The organism is Zoogloea oryzae (genome assembly GCF_030161255.1).
Taxonomy (GTDB): domain Bacteria; phylum Pseudomonadota; class Gammaproteobacteria; order Burkholderiales; family Rhodocyclaceae; genus Zoogloea; species Zoogloea oryzae.
Window position 1 is genome coordinate 1 of the sequence record NZ_BSPX01000082.1, and the last position, 18975, is coordinate 18975.

An 18975-nucleotide genomic window follows, 5' to 3' on the forward strand; every position below is an offset into this window, starting at 1 on the left:
TCGCATCGAACGCCCGGCGTTTCTGTTTCATCAAGTTCTCCTCTACGGGTGGATGATCCACCTATCGAGGTGTCCGAGGAAATTAGACCACTACACACCGCATCCGCCAAGGGTTTGCCGAGCAGGGCCGAAAGGCCCACCTTGAACGGCACCCCAGCGCCAATAGCGGCTGCAGCCACAACGATCTTGAACAGCAGGCCGCCTGTGGATGGCTGCGCCTTGTTCCGGGTGAGCGCCCGCCGTGCCCTGCGCTGCGCCTCCACCGCATCCAGATCCGCCTCCACCTTCCCCGGCCCATCGCGAAAGGTGGCCCACGCCAGATACCCGAAGAGCACGCACACCACCACAAAAAACACCGTCATCAAGCTGAACTTGATCGGCGACGCGCTGAAGAAGATCCGCGCTGACTTCGCGCCGCGATACTGCCCACTCGCCAGTCCGTCGACGAGCATCTTGGCCGAGCCGAGGGAGAAGACGGCGGAGCAGAGGAGGACGGCGAGGTAGCGGAGGGGCATGGGGTAGCGACCTTTTGTGGTCACTCAGGTCAAGTCGATGCGAACTATCGCATCACACGGGGACACCCGTGAGTTTCGAACGGCGTACAGGTGCCTTGAGGTCGTACCGCCTGCATAGCTCCTTAACGGCTTCATAGAACTCTTCATCGGCCTCAGGGGCTACAACGACACCGCTTACTAGAGTCTCTAGGTTCGGTACTTTCAATCGGAGACTCATAGGGTTTGACTGCCGGTCAGCCTCCTGCGGAACAATAAGACGGAGCTCTTTCTCATATGTGTAGGCTTCGTGCTTGAACTGAAGCACATCTGTGTAGTTGCCGATTACGTATTTATTGACTCTCCGATGGTCAACGTATTTGACTCGATGGATGACGGAATCGCGATTCCAGGACAAAGCGGTACTCACCAGTTGCTTTATTGTACTGGTCACCGCGACACCTGTTTTCGCTCCTGCGTACAGTTGCCAGTGCGCCATGCTGTCCTTCTCTCCGAGCGTCCAGCAACTTACATAGTTTCCGACACGCGAACGTTCGTAAAAATAGTCTGCATCATATGGAATCTCACGCGCAGAGTGCGCGGCGTTTATAGATGAGCGAAGCGACGGGAATAGCGCACCCTCCAACCGATCGGTGAAGCCGTCCGCTCGGCGGAGGTAGAGCGCCTTAAAATGCAGTAAGTCGAGTAGCTTAGGTAGATCCATGTAGCGTTGAATAGTATCGCTCTCTCGAATTTCGCTATCGGTCGATATAACGGGCATCTTAAATACCTAAATGTTATTGCATAACTCGGCTGGCCTAGGTCGCGCCTGCGCAGTTTACGTAGATACTGTTAGCGCAGCGTAAGCCGACATCTCACTCGCGCCCGATACTTTAATAACACATCGAATCACGCCCCAGTCCAGCACATAAACCCCGGCCTCAGATAGCGGAAAGAGCTGGCGTATGACCAATCAGTGGAGCGCGGGCCTGGCCGTATCGATGTTGCCACATGGCATGCTCGCCTTTCTTCACTCGCCCCATGTCGGGTTACGCTGCGCTAACCTGACCTACGTAATCTGCGGGAGCCCTGTTACCTCCACCCCCAACCGATCCAGATTTTCCTCATTCGCCGGCTTCACGATGTGGGCGACGGCTTCGGCGATGCGGGTGTCGGCGAAGGTCTGATCCCAGTGGAGCGTGGTGCCGTCGCCGGTGGGTTCGAGGGTGATGGCGAGCCGGAAGAAGGGCGCGCAGGTGTGCTGGATCACCACGCGGCGCTCGGGTTCGATGTGCTCGAAGCGGGACTCGTTGGGATGGACGGTGCCGTCGGGGCCGATCATGTCGAAGCGCCATTCGCCGCCGGGCTGGAAGTCGAATGCATGGAAGCGGTTGCTGAAACCCAGCGGCCCCCACCAGCGGACGAGGCGTTCGGGGTTGCGGATGGCCTCGAAGAGGGTGGCTGGCGAAGCGGCGAAATAGCGGGTGGTGCTGAAGGTGGTCATGGCTTTGCGTCGCCTCCGGGTGATGGCTTGCGGATGGGGTGTGCATGCCCACTATAGCGATTGGGGCGGTGGCTTGTCAGGCGGTGGAGCGGGGGGATCGTGCTTCAAGCGTGTCGGATCGGGCTGCGTCAGCCCGGGATGCCCGAACTTATGCGTCACCTGCCCGAGGCGCTGTGCACAGCCTGATGTTGTGGCGGGCGACTGGGAATGTAATGCCGAAGACGACGAGCGCAAAGGTGATCACCGGGATCGTGCCTTGTGCTGGACGAGAGACATCGAGTGCGGATTCGTCTGGCGCCTCAGGGTCGAAATAGACCCGGACGGTTTGACCTTCCGGGTATGCGCTGGCGATTCTGGTGGCCTCGCTCTTTGAACGGCAGGCTCCGGCGCCAATTTCGATCCGGTGGCCGAGGTACTCGCGCCGTTCAACGGTGTATTGATAGCTGACAGAGGGCAAATAGTTCGACAGGTTCTTGCATCCCGGACGCACCTGCGACGAGACGACGACGCCATCCACCGCGTGCCACTTCGATGTGCCCGACAGTTTGATCAGGTCAAGGACTGAGGACGTCAGCGCCCAGAATGAAAAAAGCGCGAGGAAGGAACAGAACGCGCCGACAAAGCAACTCACGCCTTTGCGGGTGGGCGGGGAGCTATAGGGCATCTTCTAACCTGTAGTACTGCCGTTGCCGATGGGCCATCCCCTGTCTTGCCGACGAGACGATCGGACATCCGGCATGCCCATTCCGCAGGAATGGAGACGGGGAAAGCATGGCCTGTGGTGAAACGATCATTCCTGCGGCGCGGGCTTGAAGTGGAGGGCCAGGGCGACGGCCAGCGCGAAGATCGACATCTTCGACAGCGATCCGTTCAGAAACGCCAGGGCCGGGACGACCGTTCCTGCCATCCTCAGGGGGAGCACGATCAGCAGCGAGGCCACGATCATCCGTGATAGGGAGAGGGCGGGTTTGAGGGGGTGGTTGCAGGATGGGCATTTGGGAAGCCTGCCCAGGCCCGATCCGGCGCGTGAGAGGAATGCGATCTTCCAACCGCAGCACGGACATGGGTATCCCAGGCTGGTGACGTAGCGCGGATCGGCGTCTGGCGGATCGGGTTCCAGCGGCGTGTCGGGCGGGGTGGCCTGATTGGCAAACCAGTCGTTGCTGACGCGCGCGAAGAGGAGGCCGATGACGGCGATGAGGATCATCGCGCTGATGACACTGACGACCGTATCGCCTGCGCTTTCATTCCAGCTTTCACGCAAGGTGGCGAAGGTGGATAGCGTCTCCACAAGTGTCACGGCGAACAGCATCCAGCGCGCCCAGTTTCTGCGTTGGCTGATCTTTATCTGCAGAAAGAGCAGCGGCAGGGCGAGGAGGGCGAAAACGATGCCGCCGATCAACAAATTGATGCCGCGCTCTTCTGGCGGGCTGTCGACAAGCCGCTGCACAAGGCCGTATGTAGCGTGCAGCAGGATCAGTGCGATCAGCAGCTTGCAGGCGTTCGCGACGTCGCGGGGCATGGCTGGAGTCATGGGGGAAGCGATCATCGTGAGGGCATCTCGTGTTTGCATCGCTGAACTCAAATCGCTGCGACGTCGATCGTGACGTCGCAAGCGGCCTCGCAACCCGGGCTCACACGTCGTGAGCCGGCATCGCCGAGGCTGGCAAGGCATTGGCGGCCGTGCATCCGCCCATCAGCCCTTGTCAGCACCCTTGGCTGCGCGCTTGGGGCGGTTGCGGTCGGATTTCTTCTTCATGCCCAGCGCGACGATCTGGTCGGAGTCGGGCCCGAAGAGGACGATGGCTTCGTCCTTCGCGCCCAGGGCGATCTTGTGGACGGTGCTGCGCTCATTGAGGAGGGCGCTGCGGGCGGCGGCAACGGCATTCTCAGCGTGGATGAGGGCGGTTTCGAACTCGCTCATCCGCTGTAGCGCAGCCATGGCGGATTCGAGGCTGTAGGCGGGGTTGTGCGGGGTGTAGCCATCGATGCCGCTGAGGGCGCGCAGGGTCTCGATGTCGGCGTCGAGGATGGGTTGGGGGATGCGTTTCGGGGTGGCGCTCACCGCTGTCTCCTATGGGCTGTGTGAATAAAGATACAGTTTGCGCGATATTATCATTGGGTATGTGGTATGGGAATATTGCGCATGCATTACGGGTGGGTTTTGCGGTGCGCCGATGTTCTGCCGACAGCACCCTTGTGGGCGGGTGCGTGGCTGGCAGTGGGCTCATTGCGTTCTTTGCACGGGTGGGTGGATCTGCTTGCGCGGTGCCTGTAGATCGATGCGCACGATGTGTTGATGATCTACACGAGGGTGTAGATCGAATGTCATCGCCTGTTGATGATCGACAGTCGGGTGTAGATCGATGTTCACGGGGTGTATTCGATCTACACCGGCCTGTATTCGATTGTTCACGACGTGTAGATCATTAACACCCGCGTGATGAACGATTCACACCCCTGCGTGAAGCATTCGCAGCCCTGCGCGATGCGTTGCAGGGTGGTGGGTTGATGCCTCGGTGGATCGATCTGTAGGTCGGACTTCAGTCCGACAACGCCCCTGGTGTCCCCGGTCATCTTGTCGGACTGAAGTCCGACCTACAGGGGGGCGGCGCTGGTTTCATGCACCAATCCGGGGCTTGCTGCACCGCAGTAGGGCTGTTTTTTGCCCTCGAACCCCTGGTTTTCCGCGAAAAACCGTCTGGCACGATACCTGCTGAGTAGTGATTGCCCGCTGGCAGTGTCGTCGCGGGCGGTATTGCCTCCGCCAACGACGGCGGGACCCGAGAGAGTGGGGCGCGTGTGCGTCTGCAACCTCGTTGTTCCAACCCGACTTTGATCCGCGTTCCGCGGGGGCCATGATGTCTGCGCCGCTCGTCTCCCGAGCACTGGCAAGGATGTCCTGAATGTCCCGGCAGGAGCCAGGACGTGCAGGATTCATCATGAAAATCATTGTTGTCGGCCACGGCATGGTGGGCCACAAGTTCCTCGAAGAACTTCAGTCGCTCGCAGCCGCCCCTACCGAAGTCACCGTACTGTGCGAGGAGCCTCGCGCCGCCTACGACCGGGTTCATCTCTCCGAATTCTTTGCAGGCAAGACGGCCGACGACCTCTCGCTGGTCGAGCCGGGCTTCTTCGACAAGACCGGCTTTGCGCTGCGCCTCAACACCCGCGCCACGGCCATCGATCGTCGGAACAAGACGGTGACCACCGCCGAGGGCGAGGTGTTGGCCTACGACAAGCTGGTGCTGGCTACCGGCTCCACGCCCTTCGTGCCCCCGGTGAAGGGCAACGACCGGGCCGACTGCTTCGTCTATCGCACCATCGAGGATCTGGAGGCGATGACCGAATGCGGCGCCCGCTCGAAGACCGGCGTGGTGGTGGGCGGCGGCCTGCTCGGCCTCGAATGCGCCAAGGCGCTGCGCGATCTGGGCCTCGAAACCCATGTGGTGGAGTTTGCCCCGCGCCTGATGGCGGTGCAGGTGGATGACGACGGCGGCCGCATCCTGCGCAGCAAGATCGAAGAGCTGGGCGTGAAGGTGCACACCAGCCGCAACACCGTCGAGATCGTCGATGGCGCCCGCGCCCGGCATCGCATGGTGTTTGCCGACGGCTCCTACCTCGAGACCGACATGATCGTGTTCTCCGCCGGCATCCGCCCGCGGGATGAACTGGCCCGCCAGAACGCCCTCGCCGTGGGCGCCCGCGGCGGCGTGGCGGTGAATGACCACTGCGGCACCAGCGACCCGGACATCTACGCCATTGGCGAATGCGCGGCGTGGAAGGACATGGTGTATGGCCTGGTGGCCCCTGGCTACGACATGGCCCGCGTGGTCGCGCGGCACATCGCCGGCCAGCCCGGCGGCGATTTTGCCGGCGCCGACATGAGCACCAAGCTCAAGCTGATGGGCGTGGATGTGGCGAGCATCGGCGATGCCCAGGGCCGCACGCCCAACTGCCGCAGCTTCCGCTACATGGACGAGGTGAAGCAGGTCTACAAGAAGATCGTGGTGAGCGAGGACGGCAAGCATCTGATCGGCGCCGTGCTGGTGGGCAACGCCGACGAATACGGCACCCTGCTGCAGATGGCGCTCAACGGCATCGCGCTGCCCGCCGACCCGGAGTTCCTGATCCTGCCGTCCAGCGACGGCAAGGCCAAGCCGGGCCTGGGCGTGGATGCCCTGCCGGAGAGCGCCCAGATCTGCTCGTGCAACAACGTCACCAAGGGCCAGATCTGCGCGGCGGTGGCGGATGGCGTCTCCGACATCGGCGGCATGAAGGCCTGCACCAAGGCCGGCGCCACCTGCGGCGGCTGCGTTCCGCTGGTCACCCAGGTGATGAAGGCCGAGATGGCGCGTCTGGGCATGGCGGTGAACAACCACCTGTGCGAACACTTCCCGTACTCCCGCCAGGAGCTCTTCCACCTCATCAAGGTGGGCGAGATCAAGAGCTTCGACGAACTCATCGCCAAACACGGCAAGGGCCTCGGCTGCGACATCTGCAAGCCCACCGCGGCGAGCATCTTTGCGTCGTGCTGGAACGAGTTCGTGCTGAAGAAGGATCTGGCCAGCCTGCAGGACAGCAACGATTACTTCCTCGGCAACATCCAGAAGGACGGCACTTACTCCGTCGTGCCGCGCATGCCGGGCGGCGAAGTCACCCCGGACGGCCTGATCGCCGTGGGTCAGGTGGCCAAGAAGTATGGCCTCTACACCAAGGTGACCGGCGGCCAGCGGGTCGATCTGTTCGGCGCCCGCGTCGAGCAACTGCCGCTGATCTGGGAAGAGCTGATCGCTGCCGGGTTTGAGTCCGGCCACGCCTACGGCAAGAGCCTGCGCACCGTGAAGAGCTGCGTCGGCTCCACCTGGTGCCGCTACGGGGTGGATGACAGCGTCGGCCTCGCGGTCGAACTGGAGAACCGCTACAAGGGCCTGCGCGCGCCCCACAAGATCAAGTTCGGCGTATCCGGCTGCACCCGCGAGTGCGCCGAAGCCCAGGGCAAGGACGTGGGCATCATCGCCACCGACAAGGGCTGGAACCTCTACGTGTGCGGCAACGGCGGCATGAAGCCGCGCCACGCCGAGCTGATCGCGGCCGACCTGACCAAGGAACGCCTCGTCCAACTGATCGACCGCTTCCTGATGTTCTACGTGCGCACCGCCGACCGCCTGCAGCGCACCAGCACCTGGCGCGACAACCTCGAGGGCGGCCTCGACTACCTGAAGGACGTGGTGGTGAACGACAGCCTGGGCCTTGCCGCCGAGCTGGAAGCCCAGATGCAGCATGTGGTGGATACCTACCAGTGCGAATGGAAGACCGCCGTCACCAACCCGGACGTGCGCAAGCGCTTCCGCACCTTCGTGAATAGCGACAAGGCCGACGAGCACATCGTCTTTGTGGAGGAGCGTGGGCAGATCCGCCCGGCCCGCCCCGACGAGCGCCGCGCCGCCGATTCCGCCGAACTTGCCGAAACCGCCTGAGGAGCCCGCCATGAGCATCGCACCCCTTGAATGGACCACCGTGTGCCCGGTGGACGACATCCTGCCCAACACCGGTGTCAGCGCGCTGGTGGCCGGGCGCCACGTGGCGGTCTTCCGCGTGGGCGAGACGCAGTTCTACGCCATCGACAACGTGGACCCGAAATCCGGCGCCAGCGTCCTCTCGCGGGGGCTGGTGGGCAACCTGGGCGAACACGTGGTGGTCGCCTCGCCGCTCTACAAGAACCACTTCGACCTCGCCGATGGCGTGTGCCTGGAAGCGCCGGAGTATTCGGTGCGCGCCCATACGGTGCGCATCGAGGACGGCCGCGTGCAGGTGGCGCTGGCCTGATCGCATGACCTGTAGGTCGGACTTCAGTCCGACACCCGCTGCCTGAGGCCGTGTTGTCGGACTGAAGTCCGACCTGCAGGAAGAACACAACGCAACAACATCGCCTGAATCAACCCGCCGGCACACAACAATGCCCGACGCGCGGCCCCCGCGCGATCGAGCCTGCCGGCCACCACGAAGGAAACCAACATGGCCTACCTCGCCCCCGCCGAATTCGTCACCAAGATGGTGGACGCCGGTGAATCCAAGCTGCTGATGGCTACCAAGGACACCCTGATCCGCGCCTACATGGCCGGTGCCATCCTGGCCCTCGCCGCCGCCTTCGCCGTCACCGTGTCGGTGAATACCGCCAACCCGCTGATCGGCGCGCTGCTGTTTCCGGTGGGCTTCTGCATGCTCTATCTGCTGGGCTTCGATCTGCTGACCGGGGTGTTCACCCTGGCGCCGCTGGCGGTGCTCGACAAGCGCGCCGGCGCCACCTGGGGCGGCGTGATGCGCAACTGGGGGCTGGTGTTCACCGGCAACTTCGCCGGCGCGCTCACTGTGGCGGTGTTCATGGCCATCATCTTCACCAACGGCTTCTCCGAGGCGCCCAACGCCGTCGGGGTGAAGATCGGCCACATCGGCGAAGGCCGCACGGTGGGCTACGCCGCCCACGGCGCCGCCGGCATGCTCACCCTGTTCATCCGCGCCGTGATGTGCAACTGGATGGTGTCCACCGGCGTGGTCGCCGCGATGATGTCCACCAGCGTGTCGGGCAAGGTCATCGCCATGTGGATGCCGATCCTGGTGTTCTTCTACATGGGCTTCGAGCACAGCATCGTGAACATGTACCTCTTCCCGTCGGGCCTGATGCTGGGCGGCAACTTCACCTTCATGGACTACATGATCTGGAACGAGATCCCCACCGTGCTGGGCAACCTCGTCGGCGGCCTGACCTTCGTGGGCGCCACCCTGTATTCCACCCACTACAAGACCGCGCCGAAGCGTCGCGCCGCCTGAGCGTGGCCAGCGGCAATCTGCGGGTGAGCCTCGGCCAGGCATCCCTGGCCGGGGCTCACGACGTCAACCAGGATTTCCACGGTGCTCTGCTGCCCAAGGGCCACCAGCTGGCCAGCAAGGGCATCACGCTGGCGATTGCCGACGGCATCAGCTCGAGCGCGGTGAGCCAGCTCGCCAGCCAGACGGCGGTGGGCTCGTTTCTCGAGGATTACTACGCCACGTCGGAGGCGTGGTCGGTGCGCCGGGCGGCCGAGCGGGTGCTCTCCGCCACCAACTCGTGGCTGCATTCCCAGACGATGGGCGGCGACGGGCGCTTCGAGAAGGACCGCGGCTTTGTATGCACCTTCTGCGCGCTGATCCTCAAGGGGCGCGACCTGCATCTGCTGCATGTGGGCGATTCGCGCATCTACCGGCTGCACGCCCAGGCACTGGAGCAGCTCACTGAGGATCACCGGGTGCGCATGTCGTCCACCGAGTCGTATCTGGGCCGGGCGCTCGGGGTCGGCCCCCACGTGGAGATCGACTACCGGGGCTGGGCGGCCGAGGTGGGCGAGGTGTACCTGCTCGCCACCGACGGCGCCTACTCCCACCTGCAGGCCGATGACATCCACGCCGCCCTCGGCCGTCATCCGGATGATCTGGATGCCGCCGCCTCCGATCTGGTGAGCCTCGCCCACCGCCGCGGCTCCACCGATGACGCGACCCTGCAGCTCCTGCGCATCGACGCGCTGCCGGCGAGCGACGCGCCCCATCCGCAGCTGCGTCGCGAAGGGCTGGCGATGCCGCCGGCGCTCGCGCCGCGGATGGACTTTGAAGGCTTCACCATCCTGCGCGAGCTGCAGGTGAGCGCCCGCAGCCATCTGCATCTGGCGGTGGATCAGGCGAGCGGGCTGCAGTACGTCATCAAGACCCCGTCGGTGGACCTGAGCCAGGACGCCGATTACCTCGACCGCTTCGTGCTGGAGGAATGGATCGCCCGCCGGGTGGACAGCCCCCACGTGGTCAAGACCTGGCCCGGCGACCGCCCGCGCAGCCACCTTTTTGTGGCGATGGCCTTCATCGACGGCCAGACCCTCGCCCAGTGGCGGGTGGATAACCCCCAGCCCAGCCTGGAGAGCGTGCGCGGCATCGTCGAGCAGATCGCCCAGGGCCTGCAGGCCTTGCACCGGCGCGAGATGCTCCACCAGGATCTGCGCCCCGAGAACGTGATGATCGACGCCCAGGGCACGGTGACGCTCATCGACCTCGCCAACGCCCACGTGGAAGGGCTCGCCGAATATCACCGGGACGCCCTCGTCACCGGCGTGCCCGGCACCCTGCAATACGCAGCGCCGGAATACCTGCTGGGCGAAGGCGGCAGCCAGCGGAGCGAGCTGTTCTCGCTGGCGGCGATCACCTACCAGCTCCTCACCGGCCAGCTGCCCTACGGGCTTGAAGCTGCCCGCGTGCGCACCCCGGCCGACCTGCGCCGCCTGCGCTACGTGCCCGCGCGCCATCTGCGCCCGGATCTGCCGGCGTGGGTGGATGCCGTACTCGCCAAGGCCCTCAGCCCCCAGCCGGACAAGCGCCAGGAGGTCATCTCGGAGTTCGTGCAGGATCTGAAGGCGCCGGGGGCGCAGTTCCAGAGTCAGCGCATCACCCCGCTGATCGATCGTGATCCGGTGCTGTTCTGGAAGTGCAGCACCGCGGTGCTCGGGCTGGCGGTGGTGGGCCTGCTGGTGCTGCGGGCCTTTGGGCATTGACGGGCATCGTGAACGCAGAAAAGGGGCCGAAGCCCCTTTTCGTGAGTGCCGAGTCGAACCGGAAACTTACTGGTTCTTGAATTCGGCCTTGCGCTTCTCGACGAAGGCGGCCATGCCTTCCTTCTGGTCATCCAGCGCGAAGCTGGAGTGGAACACGCGGCGCTCGAAGAGCAGGCCTTCGTTGAGGCCGGATTCGAAGCTGCGGTTGATGGATTCCTTGATCATCATGATGACGGGCAGGGAATAGCTGGCGATGGTGGCGGCGGCAGCGAGGGCTTCTTCCACCAGCTTGTCGGCGGGGATCACGCGGGCGACGAGGCCGGCCTTTTCGGCTTCGGCAGCGTCCATCATGCGGGCGGTCAGGCACAGGTCCATGGCTTTGGCCTTGCCCACGGCGCGGGGCAGGCGCTGGGTGCCGCCGGCGCCGGGCAGGGTGCCCAGCTTCACTTCCGGCTGGCCGAACTTGGCGGTGTCGGCGGCGAAGATCATGTCGCAGCTCATGGCGAGCTCACAGCCGCCACCCAGCGCGAAGCCGGCCACCGCGGCGATCACCGGCTTGCGGAAGGTCTTGAGGCGCTCCCAGTTGCGGGTGATGTAGTCGCCCTTGTAGGCGTCCATGTAGCTGAACTTGGCCATCATGCCGATGTCGGCGCCGGCGGCGAAGGCCTTCTCGGAGCCGGTGATGACCACGCAGCCGATGTTCTCGTCGGCCTCGAAGCCGTCCAGCGCCACGCCCAGCTCATCGACGAGGGCGTCGTTGAGGGCGTTGAGGGCCTTGGGGCGGTTGAGGGTGATGAAGCCGACCTTGCCACGGGTCTCGACGATGATGTTCTGGTAATCCATGTGTCCTCCAAGCGTGTTTTAGTTAAATCGCCCCGGCACGGCGCAGGCCGTCGATGGCGTCGGGGGTGAAGCCCCAGTCTGCGAGCACGTCTTCGCCCGTGGCGCCATGCTTCGGCGGACGGGGTGTTGCCGGGGTGCTGCGGCTGAAGCGGGGAGCCGGCGCCGGCTGAATGACGCCGCCAACTTCGATGAAGGTGCCGCGGGCCCGATTGTGCGGGTGTTCGGGCGCTTCGTCCATGTCCAGAACGGGCGCCACGCAGGCGTCGCTGCCCTCCATGAGCACGCACCATTCGTCCCGCGTGCGGGTGGCCAGATGGGCGGCGAGGCGGGTCTTGAGCTCGGGCCAGCGGGCGCGGTCCCACTGCTGGCTGAAATCCGGATCAGTGATGCCGGCCTTCTGCAGGAAGAGCGCGTAGAACTGCGGCTCGATGGGGCCGATGGAGATGTACTTGCCATCGGCACAGCGGTAGGTGTCGTAGAAGTGCGCGCCGCCGTCCAGCAGGTTGCTGCCGCGCGTCTGCCCCCACTGGCCCATGGCCTTGAGGGTGTACATCATGGTCATCAGCAGCGCCGAGCCGTCGGTCATCGCCGCATCCACCACCTGACCCTTGCCGGACGTGCGTGCCTCGGTGAGCGCGGCGAGCACGCCGACCACCAGCAGCATCGCGCCGCCACCGCAGTCGGCCACCAGATTGAGCGGCACCACCGGCTTGCCGCCGGGCTCGCCGATGGCGTGCAGCGCCCCGGAGAGCGACAGGTAGTTGATGTCGTGGCCGGCGGTGGAGGCGAGCGGGCCGGTCTGGCCCCAGCCGGTCATGCGGCCATAGACGAGGCGCGGGTTGGCGTTGAGGCTCTCGTCCGGCCCCACGCCCAGGCGCTCCATCACGCCGGGGCGGTAGCCTTCGACGAGGATGTCGGCCTTGGATACCAGCTCACGGGCGGCGGCGAGGCCTTCGGGCTTCTTGAGATCGAGCGTGACGACGCGGCGGGATCTGTTGAGGATGTCGATCTTGGGATCGAACAGGTCAGAAGCCGGCTTGGCGCCGGGGGCGGGCTTGCGTTCGATGCGCACGACTTCGGCGCCCAGGTCGGCGAGGATCATCGCGGCCATGGGGCAGGGGCCGAGGGCGGCGAATTCGACGACTTTGATGCCGTGGAGGGGGCCCATTGCATGTCTCCTTTTTTGTTCTGATGTCTTTGCCGGTGCGTTGCTTCTGGTGGCAACTGGGCGTGTCGTTGGCCGGGAGTTCGCCCCGGCGGGCGACCTACTTTCTTGCTTCGCCAAGAAAGTAGGCAAAGAAGGCGACCCGGCTTCACCGGTCATTCGCTGCGCGAATGACTCCCCTGCGCTGCTCGCAACGGGCGGCCGGCACAGAACTCGCCCTGCGGGCTCAGACAGCTGCGCCGGACTTCCCCGCCCGTTGCTGTGCTGCTCGGCGGTTCAGACGGGCTTTGGTCGGGCACCGAGCCTCTTCGGGATGGGCCAGCGGTTTCTTATGTTTTTGGGCGAACTTGCGTTCGCCCCGACAACCTTCGCGTTGTAAAGGGTGCGAAGGGCGTAGCGAGCGGCCTGAGGTTGCGACGAGGAACGCAGCCGTACTTGAGTACGGCGAGTACCGGAATCGCAAGATCGGGCCGCGCAGTAGCCCGGCGCGCCCTTTACTCGGCGGCGATGGAGCGGCCGATGACGAGCCGCTGGATGTCGTTGGCGCCTTCGTAGATCTGGCAGATGCGCACGTCGCGGTAGATGCGCTCGACCGGGAAGTCGCTGGTGTAGCCGACGCCGCCGTGGATCTGGATGGCGTCGGAGGCGATCTTCTCGGCGGCTTCGGAGGCGAACATCTTGGCCATCGAGGCTTCCTTCAGGCAGGGCTTGCCGGCGTCCTTGAGCTGGGCGGCGCGCCACACCATCAGACGGGCGGCGTCGAGCAGGGTGTTCATGTCGGCGAGTTTGAAGTTGACCGCTTGGTGCTCGATGATCGGCACGCCGAAGGTGATGCGCTCCTTGGCGTAGCGCACGGCGGCTTCAAACGCGGCGCGGGCCATGCCGATGCTCTGGGCGGCGATGCCGATGCGGCCGGCTTCGAGGTTCGAGAGGGCGATCTTGTAGCCTTCGCCTTCCTTGCCGAGCAGGGCGGTGGCGGGCACGCGGCAGTTCTCGAGGATGATCTGCACGGTGTCGGAGGCGTGCTGGCCCATCTTCTCTTCGGTGCGGCCGACGATGAAGCCCGGGGTGGCGGTGGGCACCAGGAAGCAGCTGATGCCCTTCTTGCCGGCGGCCTTGTCGGTGACGGCGAAGACGATGGCCATGTGGGCGTGCTTGCCGGTGGTGATGAACTGCTTGACGCCGTTGAGCACGAAGCTGTCGCCGTCGCGGTCGGCGCGGGTGGTGATGGCGCCGGCGTCGGAGCCGGTGTGGGGCTCGGTCAGGCAGAAGCAGCCGAGCTTCTCGCCGCGGGCCAGCGGCTTGAGCCATTCTTCCTTCTGCTGGTCGGTGCCGTATTTTTGCGTGATGCCACAGGCCAGGGAGTTCTGCACCGACACGATGGTGGAGGTGGCGCCATCACCGGCGGCGATCTCTTCCAGCGTCAGCACCAGGCTCATGTAGTCCATGCCGGCGCCGTCCCACTCTTCGGGCACGCACATGCCCATCGCGCCCAGCTCGCCGAGTTCCTTGAGGGCCTGGGCGGGGAAGGTGTGGTGCTTGTCCCATTCGGCAGCGAAGGGGGCCAGGCGCTCCTGGGCGAAGGCGCGCATGGAGTCGCGGATCATTTCCTGTTCTTGGGTGAGGATCATGGTGCGGTGTCCTTTGGATTCTGGGTTGCGTTGTTCGTGGGGCCGTCCTGGCTTGCCCGGCGAAGGGCTCGCGTAGGGGCGACTTCAGTCGCCCTTGGCTGTTCTGCCTGCGTGCTGCCGAGGGACGGCTTTCCCGTGTTTCGTCTTGCGTTGGCCGGGGTGTTCGCCCCCGGCGGGCGACCTACTTTCTTGCTTCGCCAAGAAAGTAGGCAAAGAAGGCGACCCGGCTTCACCGGTCATTCGCTGTGCGAATGACTCCCCTGCGTTGCTCGCGCCAGCCGGCCGACGTCGCGAACTCGCCCTTCGGGCTCAGACAGCGACGCCGGACTGCCCCGGCTGGCGCTGCGCTGCTCGGCGGATCAGACGGGCTTTCTTTGGGCTCCGAGCCTTTTCTGGTTGGCCCGGTGCCGTCGTCGCTTTTTGGTTACTGATCCGTAGGTCGGGTTAGCCCACAGGGCGTAACCCGACGTTCCGGAAGGCTTGCTGCCTTACAGCATCTCCACGGCCAGGGCCGTGGCTTCGCCGCCGCCGATGCACAGGCTGGCAACGCCGCGCTTGCCGCCGGTCTTCTTGAGGGCGCCGAGCAGGGTGACGATGATGCGGGCACCGGAGGCGCCGATCGGGTGACCGAGGGCGCAGGCGCCGCCGTGGATGTTCACCTTGGCGGGGTCGAGGGCCAGGTCGCGGATGGCGGCCATGGTGACGACGGCGAAGGCTTCGTTGATTTCCCACAGATCCACGTCGCCGGCGGCCCAGCCGGTCTTGGCGAGCAGCTTCTGCATGGCGCCGACCGGGGCGGTCGGGAAGTTGGCGGGCAGGCCGGCGTGGTTGGTGTGGCCGACGATGCGGGCCAGCGGCTTGGCGCCCAGCTTCTCGGCGGTGGAGGCGCGCATCAGCACCAGCGCGGCGGAGCCGTCGGAGATGGAGCTGGAGTTGGCCGGGGTGACGGTGCCGTCCTTCTTGAAAGCCGGCTTGAGGGTCGGGATCTTCTCGATGTTGGCCTTGGGCGGCTGCTCGTCGGAGGCGATGGTCACGTCGCCCTTGCGGCCGGCCACGGTGACGGGGGTGATTTCCCACTCGAACGAGCCGTCCTTGATGGCGGCCTGGGCGCGGGTGGTGGAGGTGATCGCCCAGGCGTCCTGCTCTTCACGGGTGAAGCCGTAGGCGGTGGCACAGTCTTCGGCGAAGGTGCCCATCAGGCGACCCTTGGTTTCCTTGCTGTAGCCGTCCTCGAGACCGTCGAAGAACATGTGGTCGAGGAGCTGGCCATGGCCGAGGCGGTAGCCGCCGCGGGCCTTGGAGAGCAGGTAGGGGGCGTTGCTCATGGATTCCATGCCGCCGGCGACGACGACTTCGACGCTGCCGGAAACCAGCAGGTCGTGGGCCAGCAGGGTGGCCTTCATGCCGGAGCCGCACACCTTGTTGATGGTGGTGCAGCCGGCGGTCAGCGGCAGGCCGGCATTCAGCGTGGCCTGGCGGGCCGGGGCCTGGCCGAGGCCGGCGGGCAGCACGCAGCCGAAGATGACTTCCTGAACCACGTCGGCAGGCACGCCGGCACGCTCGACGGCCGCCTTGATGGCGATGCCGCCCAGCTGGGGCGCGGTGAGGCTGGAGAAGTCACCCTGGAAACCACCCATCGGGGTGCGGGCGGCGGAGACGATGACGATCGGATCGTTGGCGTTGCTCATTCGGAATTCCTTTGTGTGGGGCGGTGAGGAGGGATGAGTGAGGAGTGAGGAGGCCGGGCTGGGTGATTGTGCGCTGGCGTCGGTCTCGCGAGGGCAGGTGTGGGGAGGGGCACTGCGCGTTTCGCGCGGTCTCCTCACTCCTGACGCCTCACTCCTTACTGCATCACTTTGCTGCCATGCGGATCGCGCCGTCGAGGCGGATCACTTCGCCGTTGAGATAGGCGTTGCTGAAGATGTGCTCGACCAGCGCGGCGTATTCGGCCGGCTTGCCCATGCGGGAGGGGAAGGGAACCATCTTGCCGAGGGCTTCCTGCACGTCGGCGGGCATGCCGAGGAGCATCGGGGTTTCCATGATGCCCGGGGCGATGGTCATCACGCGGATGCCGGAGCGGCACAGCTCGCGGGCGATCGGCAGGGTCATGGCGACCACGCCGCCCTTGGAGGCCGCGTAGCCGGCCTGGCCCAGCTGGCCGTCGAAGGCCGCTACGGAGGCGGTGGAGACGATCACGCCGCGCTCGCCGCCGGCGTTGGGTTCGTTCTTGCTCATGATCTCGGCGGCGAGGCGGATCATGTTGAAGCTGCCGACCAGGTTGATGTTGATCGTGCGGGCAAAGGATTCGAGGCGATGGGCGCCTTCGCGGCCGACGACCTTCTCGGCCGGGGCGATGCCGGCACAGTTGACCAGGCCACGCAGGGTGCCCATTTCGGTGGCAGCAGCGAAACAGGCCTTGGCGCTGGCTTCGTCGGTCACGTCGGTGGTGACGAAGCGGGCGCCAACGCCGAGTTCGGCGGCCTTGGCTTCACCGGCTTCCTTGTTCACGTCGGCCAGCACGACCTTGCCGCCGGCATCGACGATCATCTTTGCAGTTGCGGCGCCCAGGCCGGAACCACCGCCGGTCACCACGAAAACGTTGTCCTTGATCTCCATGTATCGCTCCTGTTTCTGTTGTGATTTTTCGATCGGACGGAAGCGCGACCCGGATGGCCGGCACGCTCCGCAATGGGCATGAACTTTAGGCACAAGCGGGGCCGGCTTCCATGCCGAAATCGATCAATGTGAATGGTAGAATTTGCCACATTGCAGAGCAGCAAAAAGCCAGGTGCTTGCGCCTGTCATCCCGCTCATTCTCACCCTTTTTCGTCTTCCGGCCTTTGATGCGTGCATCCACTTCCGACAAGGGCACCATTTCCATCGCCTTCGTGCTGGAGGCGCTGGCCGGGGTGCGCGAGCGGGGGCTCGACGCCGACGGGCTGCTCCAGCAGGCGGGCATCTCTCCAGAGCTGCTGGACGCGCCCCAGGCGCGGGTGTCGTCGGTGCATTACGCCACCCTGTGGCACCTCATCGCCGAGGCGCTGGACGACGAGTTCTTCGGGATGGATTCCCACCCCATGAAGGCCGGCAGCTTCACCCTGCTGTGCCACAGCGTGATCCACTGCGACACCCTCGAACGCGCCCTGCGCCGGGCGCTGCGTTTCTTCCGGCTGGTGCTGGATGATTTCGAGGGCGTGCTGGAGCGGGACGGCGACACCGCCCGGGTGGTGCTCGCCGAGCGCCTGCCCGGGCCGCGGCGGGCGTTTGCCTACGGCACCTTCCTGATCATCCTCCACGGGCTGGCGTGCTGGCTCATCGGGCGGCGCATCACCCTCGACCACGCCCGTTTTCGCTGCGCCGAGCCGGATTTCAGCGCCGAATGGCGGGTGCTGTTCTCGCCCGACCTGCGCTTTGGCGAGGCCGAGACGGCGATCAGCTTTCCGGCCGAGTACCTCGACATGGCCAACGTGCAGAACGAGCGCACGATGAAGGTCTTCCTGCGCAGCGCGCCGGCCAACTTTCTGGTCAAGTACCGCAACAGCGACGGCCTGGTGGCGCGCATCCGCCGCCAGCTGCGCCACATTCCGCCCGATACCTGGCCGGATTTCGAAACCCTCGCCCAGCAGCTGCACAGCTCGGTATCCACCCTGCGCCGGCACCTGATCGACGAGGGGCAGTCCTACCAGTCGATCAAGGACGACCTGCGCCGCGACCTGGCCATCAGCCAGCTGTGCCACTCCGAAAAATCCGTGCTCGACATCGCCCATGACCTGGGCTTTGCCGAAGCCAGCGCCTTCCACCGGGCGTTCAAGAAGTGGACCGGCGCCCGGCCGGGCGAATACCGCCGCGCCGTGGCCGGCCAATAAACACAAAGGCCGCCATGGGCAACCACCGCAAATCCGGCTCCGTGGCGCGCCGTTTCCGTTTTCCGCTCCACGTCCACATTTCGACCCTGTTCTTCCTGCTGGTGCTGGCGGTGGGGGCGAGCATCGCCTGGGTGTCGTACTCGCGCAGCGCCCACATGCTGGAGCGGGCGGCGGGCGACCTGCTGGTGCGCATCTCCCGCCAGACGGTGGTCGAGACGGAGATCCTCCTGAGCCCGGTGGGCACCGCAGTGCGCCTGCTGGGCCTGCAGCCGGTGGCCCGGGCGACGACCCTCGCCGAGCGCCGCCAGGGGCTGGCCAGCCTGCGTGAGGCGCTGATCGCCTCGCCGTCGGTGACAGCCTTCTACGTGGGCTACGGGGACGGCGACTTCTTCATGCTGCTGCGCCTCGCCGACGACGGCGACCGGAAGCTGGTGGACGCGCCGCCGGGGGCCGCCTATCTCATCCAGAGCATCGACGGCGACGAGGGGCGTTTCATCTATCTCGATGCCGACCTGAACGAACTGCACACCGCGCTGCGCCCCGACTACCCGCGCAGCTACGACCCCCGCCAGCGCGGCTGGTACGCCGAGGCCCTGCGCCACGGCGAGCCGGTGCAGACCGCGCCCTACCTGTTCGCCTCGACCCGCCGCCTGGGCGTAACGGTGGCGAGCCGGGTGGCCGCCAGCAGTGCGGTGGTGGGTGCCGACATCCGCCTCTCCACGCTGGACGAAACCCTGCGCTGCCAACGCATCACGCCGGGTTCGCACCTGGTGCTGTTCGACGACGAGCAGCGGGTGGTGGCGTATTCCGAGCCCGGCTGGCTGCCCGAGGCGCGGCCCGGGGCAGAGGGCGCGCGGCCGCGGGTGTCCGATCTGGGCGACGGCCCGCTGGCGGCCCTGGCC

General features: G+C 65.4%; 17 protein-coding genes. 6 read left to right on the plus strand and 11 right to left on the minus strand.

The genetic code is table 11. The features are described from left to right. The 6 genes from QQK25_RS19445 to QQK25_RS19470 form a co-directional block, all read right to left on the minus strand. On the minus strand, nucleotides 1–515 hold a 515-nt coding region (locus QQK25_RS19445), incomplete at its 3' end, for a hypothetical protein (RefSeq protein WP_284189441.1). A 52-nt stretch (nucleotides 516–567) separates the two neighbouring features. After that, complete coding sequence (locus QQK25_RS19450; protein WP_284189442.1) at nucleotides 568–1272, minus strand: hypothetical protein; 705 nt, start codon at nucleotides 1270–1272, stop codon at nucleotides 568–570. Nucleotides 1273–1560: 288 nt separating this feature from the next. Further along, nucleotides 1561–1995, minus strand: a complete 435-nt coding sequence (locus QQK25_RS19455; protein ID WP_284189443.1) for an SRPBCC domain-containing protein — start codon at nucleotides 1993–1995, stop codon at nucleotides 1561–1563. A 148-nt stretch (nucleotides 1996–2143) separates the two neighbouring features. Further along, nucleotides 2144–2659, minus strand: a complete 516-nt coding sequence (locus QQK25_RS19460) for a DUF3592 domain-containing protein (RefSeq protein WP_284189444.1) — start codon at nucleotides 2657–2659, stop codon at nucleotides 2144–2146. A gap of 126 nt (nucleotides 2660–2785) precedes the next feature. Further along, nucleotides 2786–3517: a hypothetical protein gene (locus tag QQK25_RS19465; RefSeq protein WP_284189445.1), complete on the minus strand. Its 732-nt coding sequence runs from the start codon at nucleotides 3515–3517 to the stop codon at nucleotides 2786–2788. Nucleotides 3518–3691: 174 nt separating this feature from the next. Beyond that, nucleotides 3692–4060 (minus strand): hypothetical protein, encoded by a 369-nt coding sequence (locus QQK25_RS19470; RefSeq protein WP_284189446.1) that lies wholly within the window; start codon nucleotides 4058–4060, stop codon nucleotides 3692–3694. 877 nt (nucleotides 4061–4937) lie between these two features. Between QQK25_RS19470 and nirB the strand changes: the two genes are divergently transcribed. The 4 genes from nirB to QQK25_RS19490 all read left to right on the plus strand — a co-directional run bounded on the left by nirB (nucleotide 4938) and on the right by QQK25_RS19490 (nucleotide 10568). Then, nucleotides 4938–7475: a nitrite reductase large subunit NirB gene (gene nirB, locus QQK25_RS19475; RefSeq protein WP_284189447.1), complete on the plus strand. Its 2538-nt coding sequence runs from the start codon at nucleotides 4938–4940 to the stop codon at nucleotides 7473–7475. A gap of 10 nt (nucleotides 7476–7485) precedes the next feature. Then, complete coding sequence (gene nirD / locus QQK25_RS19480) at nucleotides 7486–7824, plus strand: nitrite reductase small subunit NirD (protein ID WP_284189448.1); 339 nt, start codon at nucleotides 7486–7488, stop codon at nucleotides 7822–7824. Between the two features lie 189 nt (nucleotides 7825–8013). Further along, a complete protein-coding gene (locus QQK25_RS19485) occupies nucleotides 8014–8826 on the plus strand; it encodes a formate/nitrite transporter family protein (RefSeq protein ID WP_284189449.1) in 813 nt (270 codons plus the stop codon). Nucleotides 8827–8828: 2 nt separating this feature from the next. After that, on the plus strand, nucleotides 8829–10568 hold the full coding sequence (locus QQK25_RS19490; RefSeq protein ID WP_284189450.1) for a bifunctional protein-serine/threonine kinase/phosphatase: 1740 nt from the start codon (nucleotides 8829–8831) through the stop codon (nucleotides 10566–10568). Nucleotides 10569–10634: 66 nt separating this feature from the next. Here QQK25_RS19490 and QQK25_RS19495 read toward each other — a convergent pair whose 3' ends face one another. The 5 genes from QQK25_RS19495 to QQK25_RS19515 all read right to left on the minus strand — a co-directional run bounded on the left by QQK25_RS19495 (nucleotide 10635) and on the right by QQK25_RS19515 (nucleotide 16823). Further along, a complete protein-coding gene (locus QQK25_RS19495) occupies nucleotides 10635–11411 on the minus strand; it encodes an enoyl-CoA hydratase (protein ID WP_153162714.1) in 777 nt (258 codons plus the stop codon). Between the two features lie 22 nt (nucleotides 11412–11433). Beyond that, on the minus strand, nucleotides 11434–12579 hold the full coding sequence (locus tag QQK25_RS19500; protein WP_284189451.1) for a CaiB/BaiF CoA transferase family protein: 1146 nt from the start codon (nucleotides 12577–12579) through the stop codon (nucleotides 11434–11436). Nucleotides 12580–13070: 491 nt separating this feature from the next. Then, the gene (locus QQK25_RS19505) at nucleotides 13071–14207 is read right to left on the minus strand and encodes an acyl-CoA dehydrogenase (RefSeq protein WP_284189452.1); all 1137 of its coding nucleotides are present in this window, start codon (nucleotides 14205–14207) and stop codon (nucleotides 13071–13073) included. Nucleotides 14208–14695: 488 nt separating this feature from the next. Beyond that, nucleotides 14696–15895: an acetyl-CoA C-acyltransferase gene (locus tag QQK25_RS19510; RefSeq protein ID WP_284189453.1), complete on the minus strand. Its 1200-nt coding sequence runs from the start codon at nucleotides 15893–15895 to the stop codon at nucleotides 14696–14698. Nucleotides 15896–16058: 163 nt separating this feature from the next. Further along, the gene (locus QQK25_RS19515; protein ID WP_284189454.1) at nucleotides 16059–16823 is read right to left on the minus strand and encodes a 3-hydroxyacyl-CoA dehydrogenase; all 765 of its coding nucleotides are present in this window, start codon (nucleotides 16821–16823) and stop codon (nucleotides 16059–16061) included. 227 nt (nucleotides 16824–17050) lie between these two features. On the opposite strand from QQK25_RS19515, the gene QQK25_RS19520 reads away from it, so the two are divergent. Continuing rightward, entirely contained in the window at nucleotides 17051–18073 is a 1023-nt protein-coding gene (locus tag QQK25_RS19520; RefSeq protein ID WP_284189455.1) for an AraC family transcriptional regulator, read from the plus strand. A gap of 14 nt (nucleotides 18074–18087) precedes the next feature. Then, the coding region (locus QQK25_RS19525; protein ID WP_284189456.1) for a cache domain-containing protein at nucleotides 18088–18975 on the plus strand (888 nt) is incomplete at its 3' end.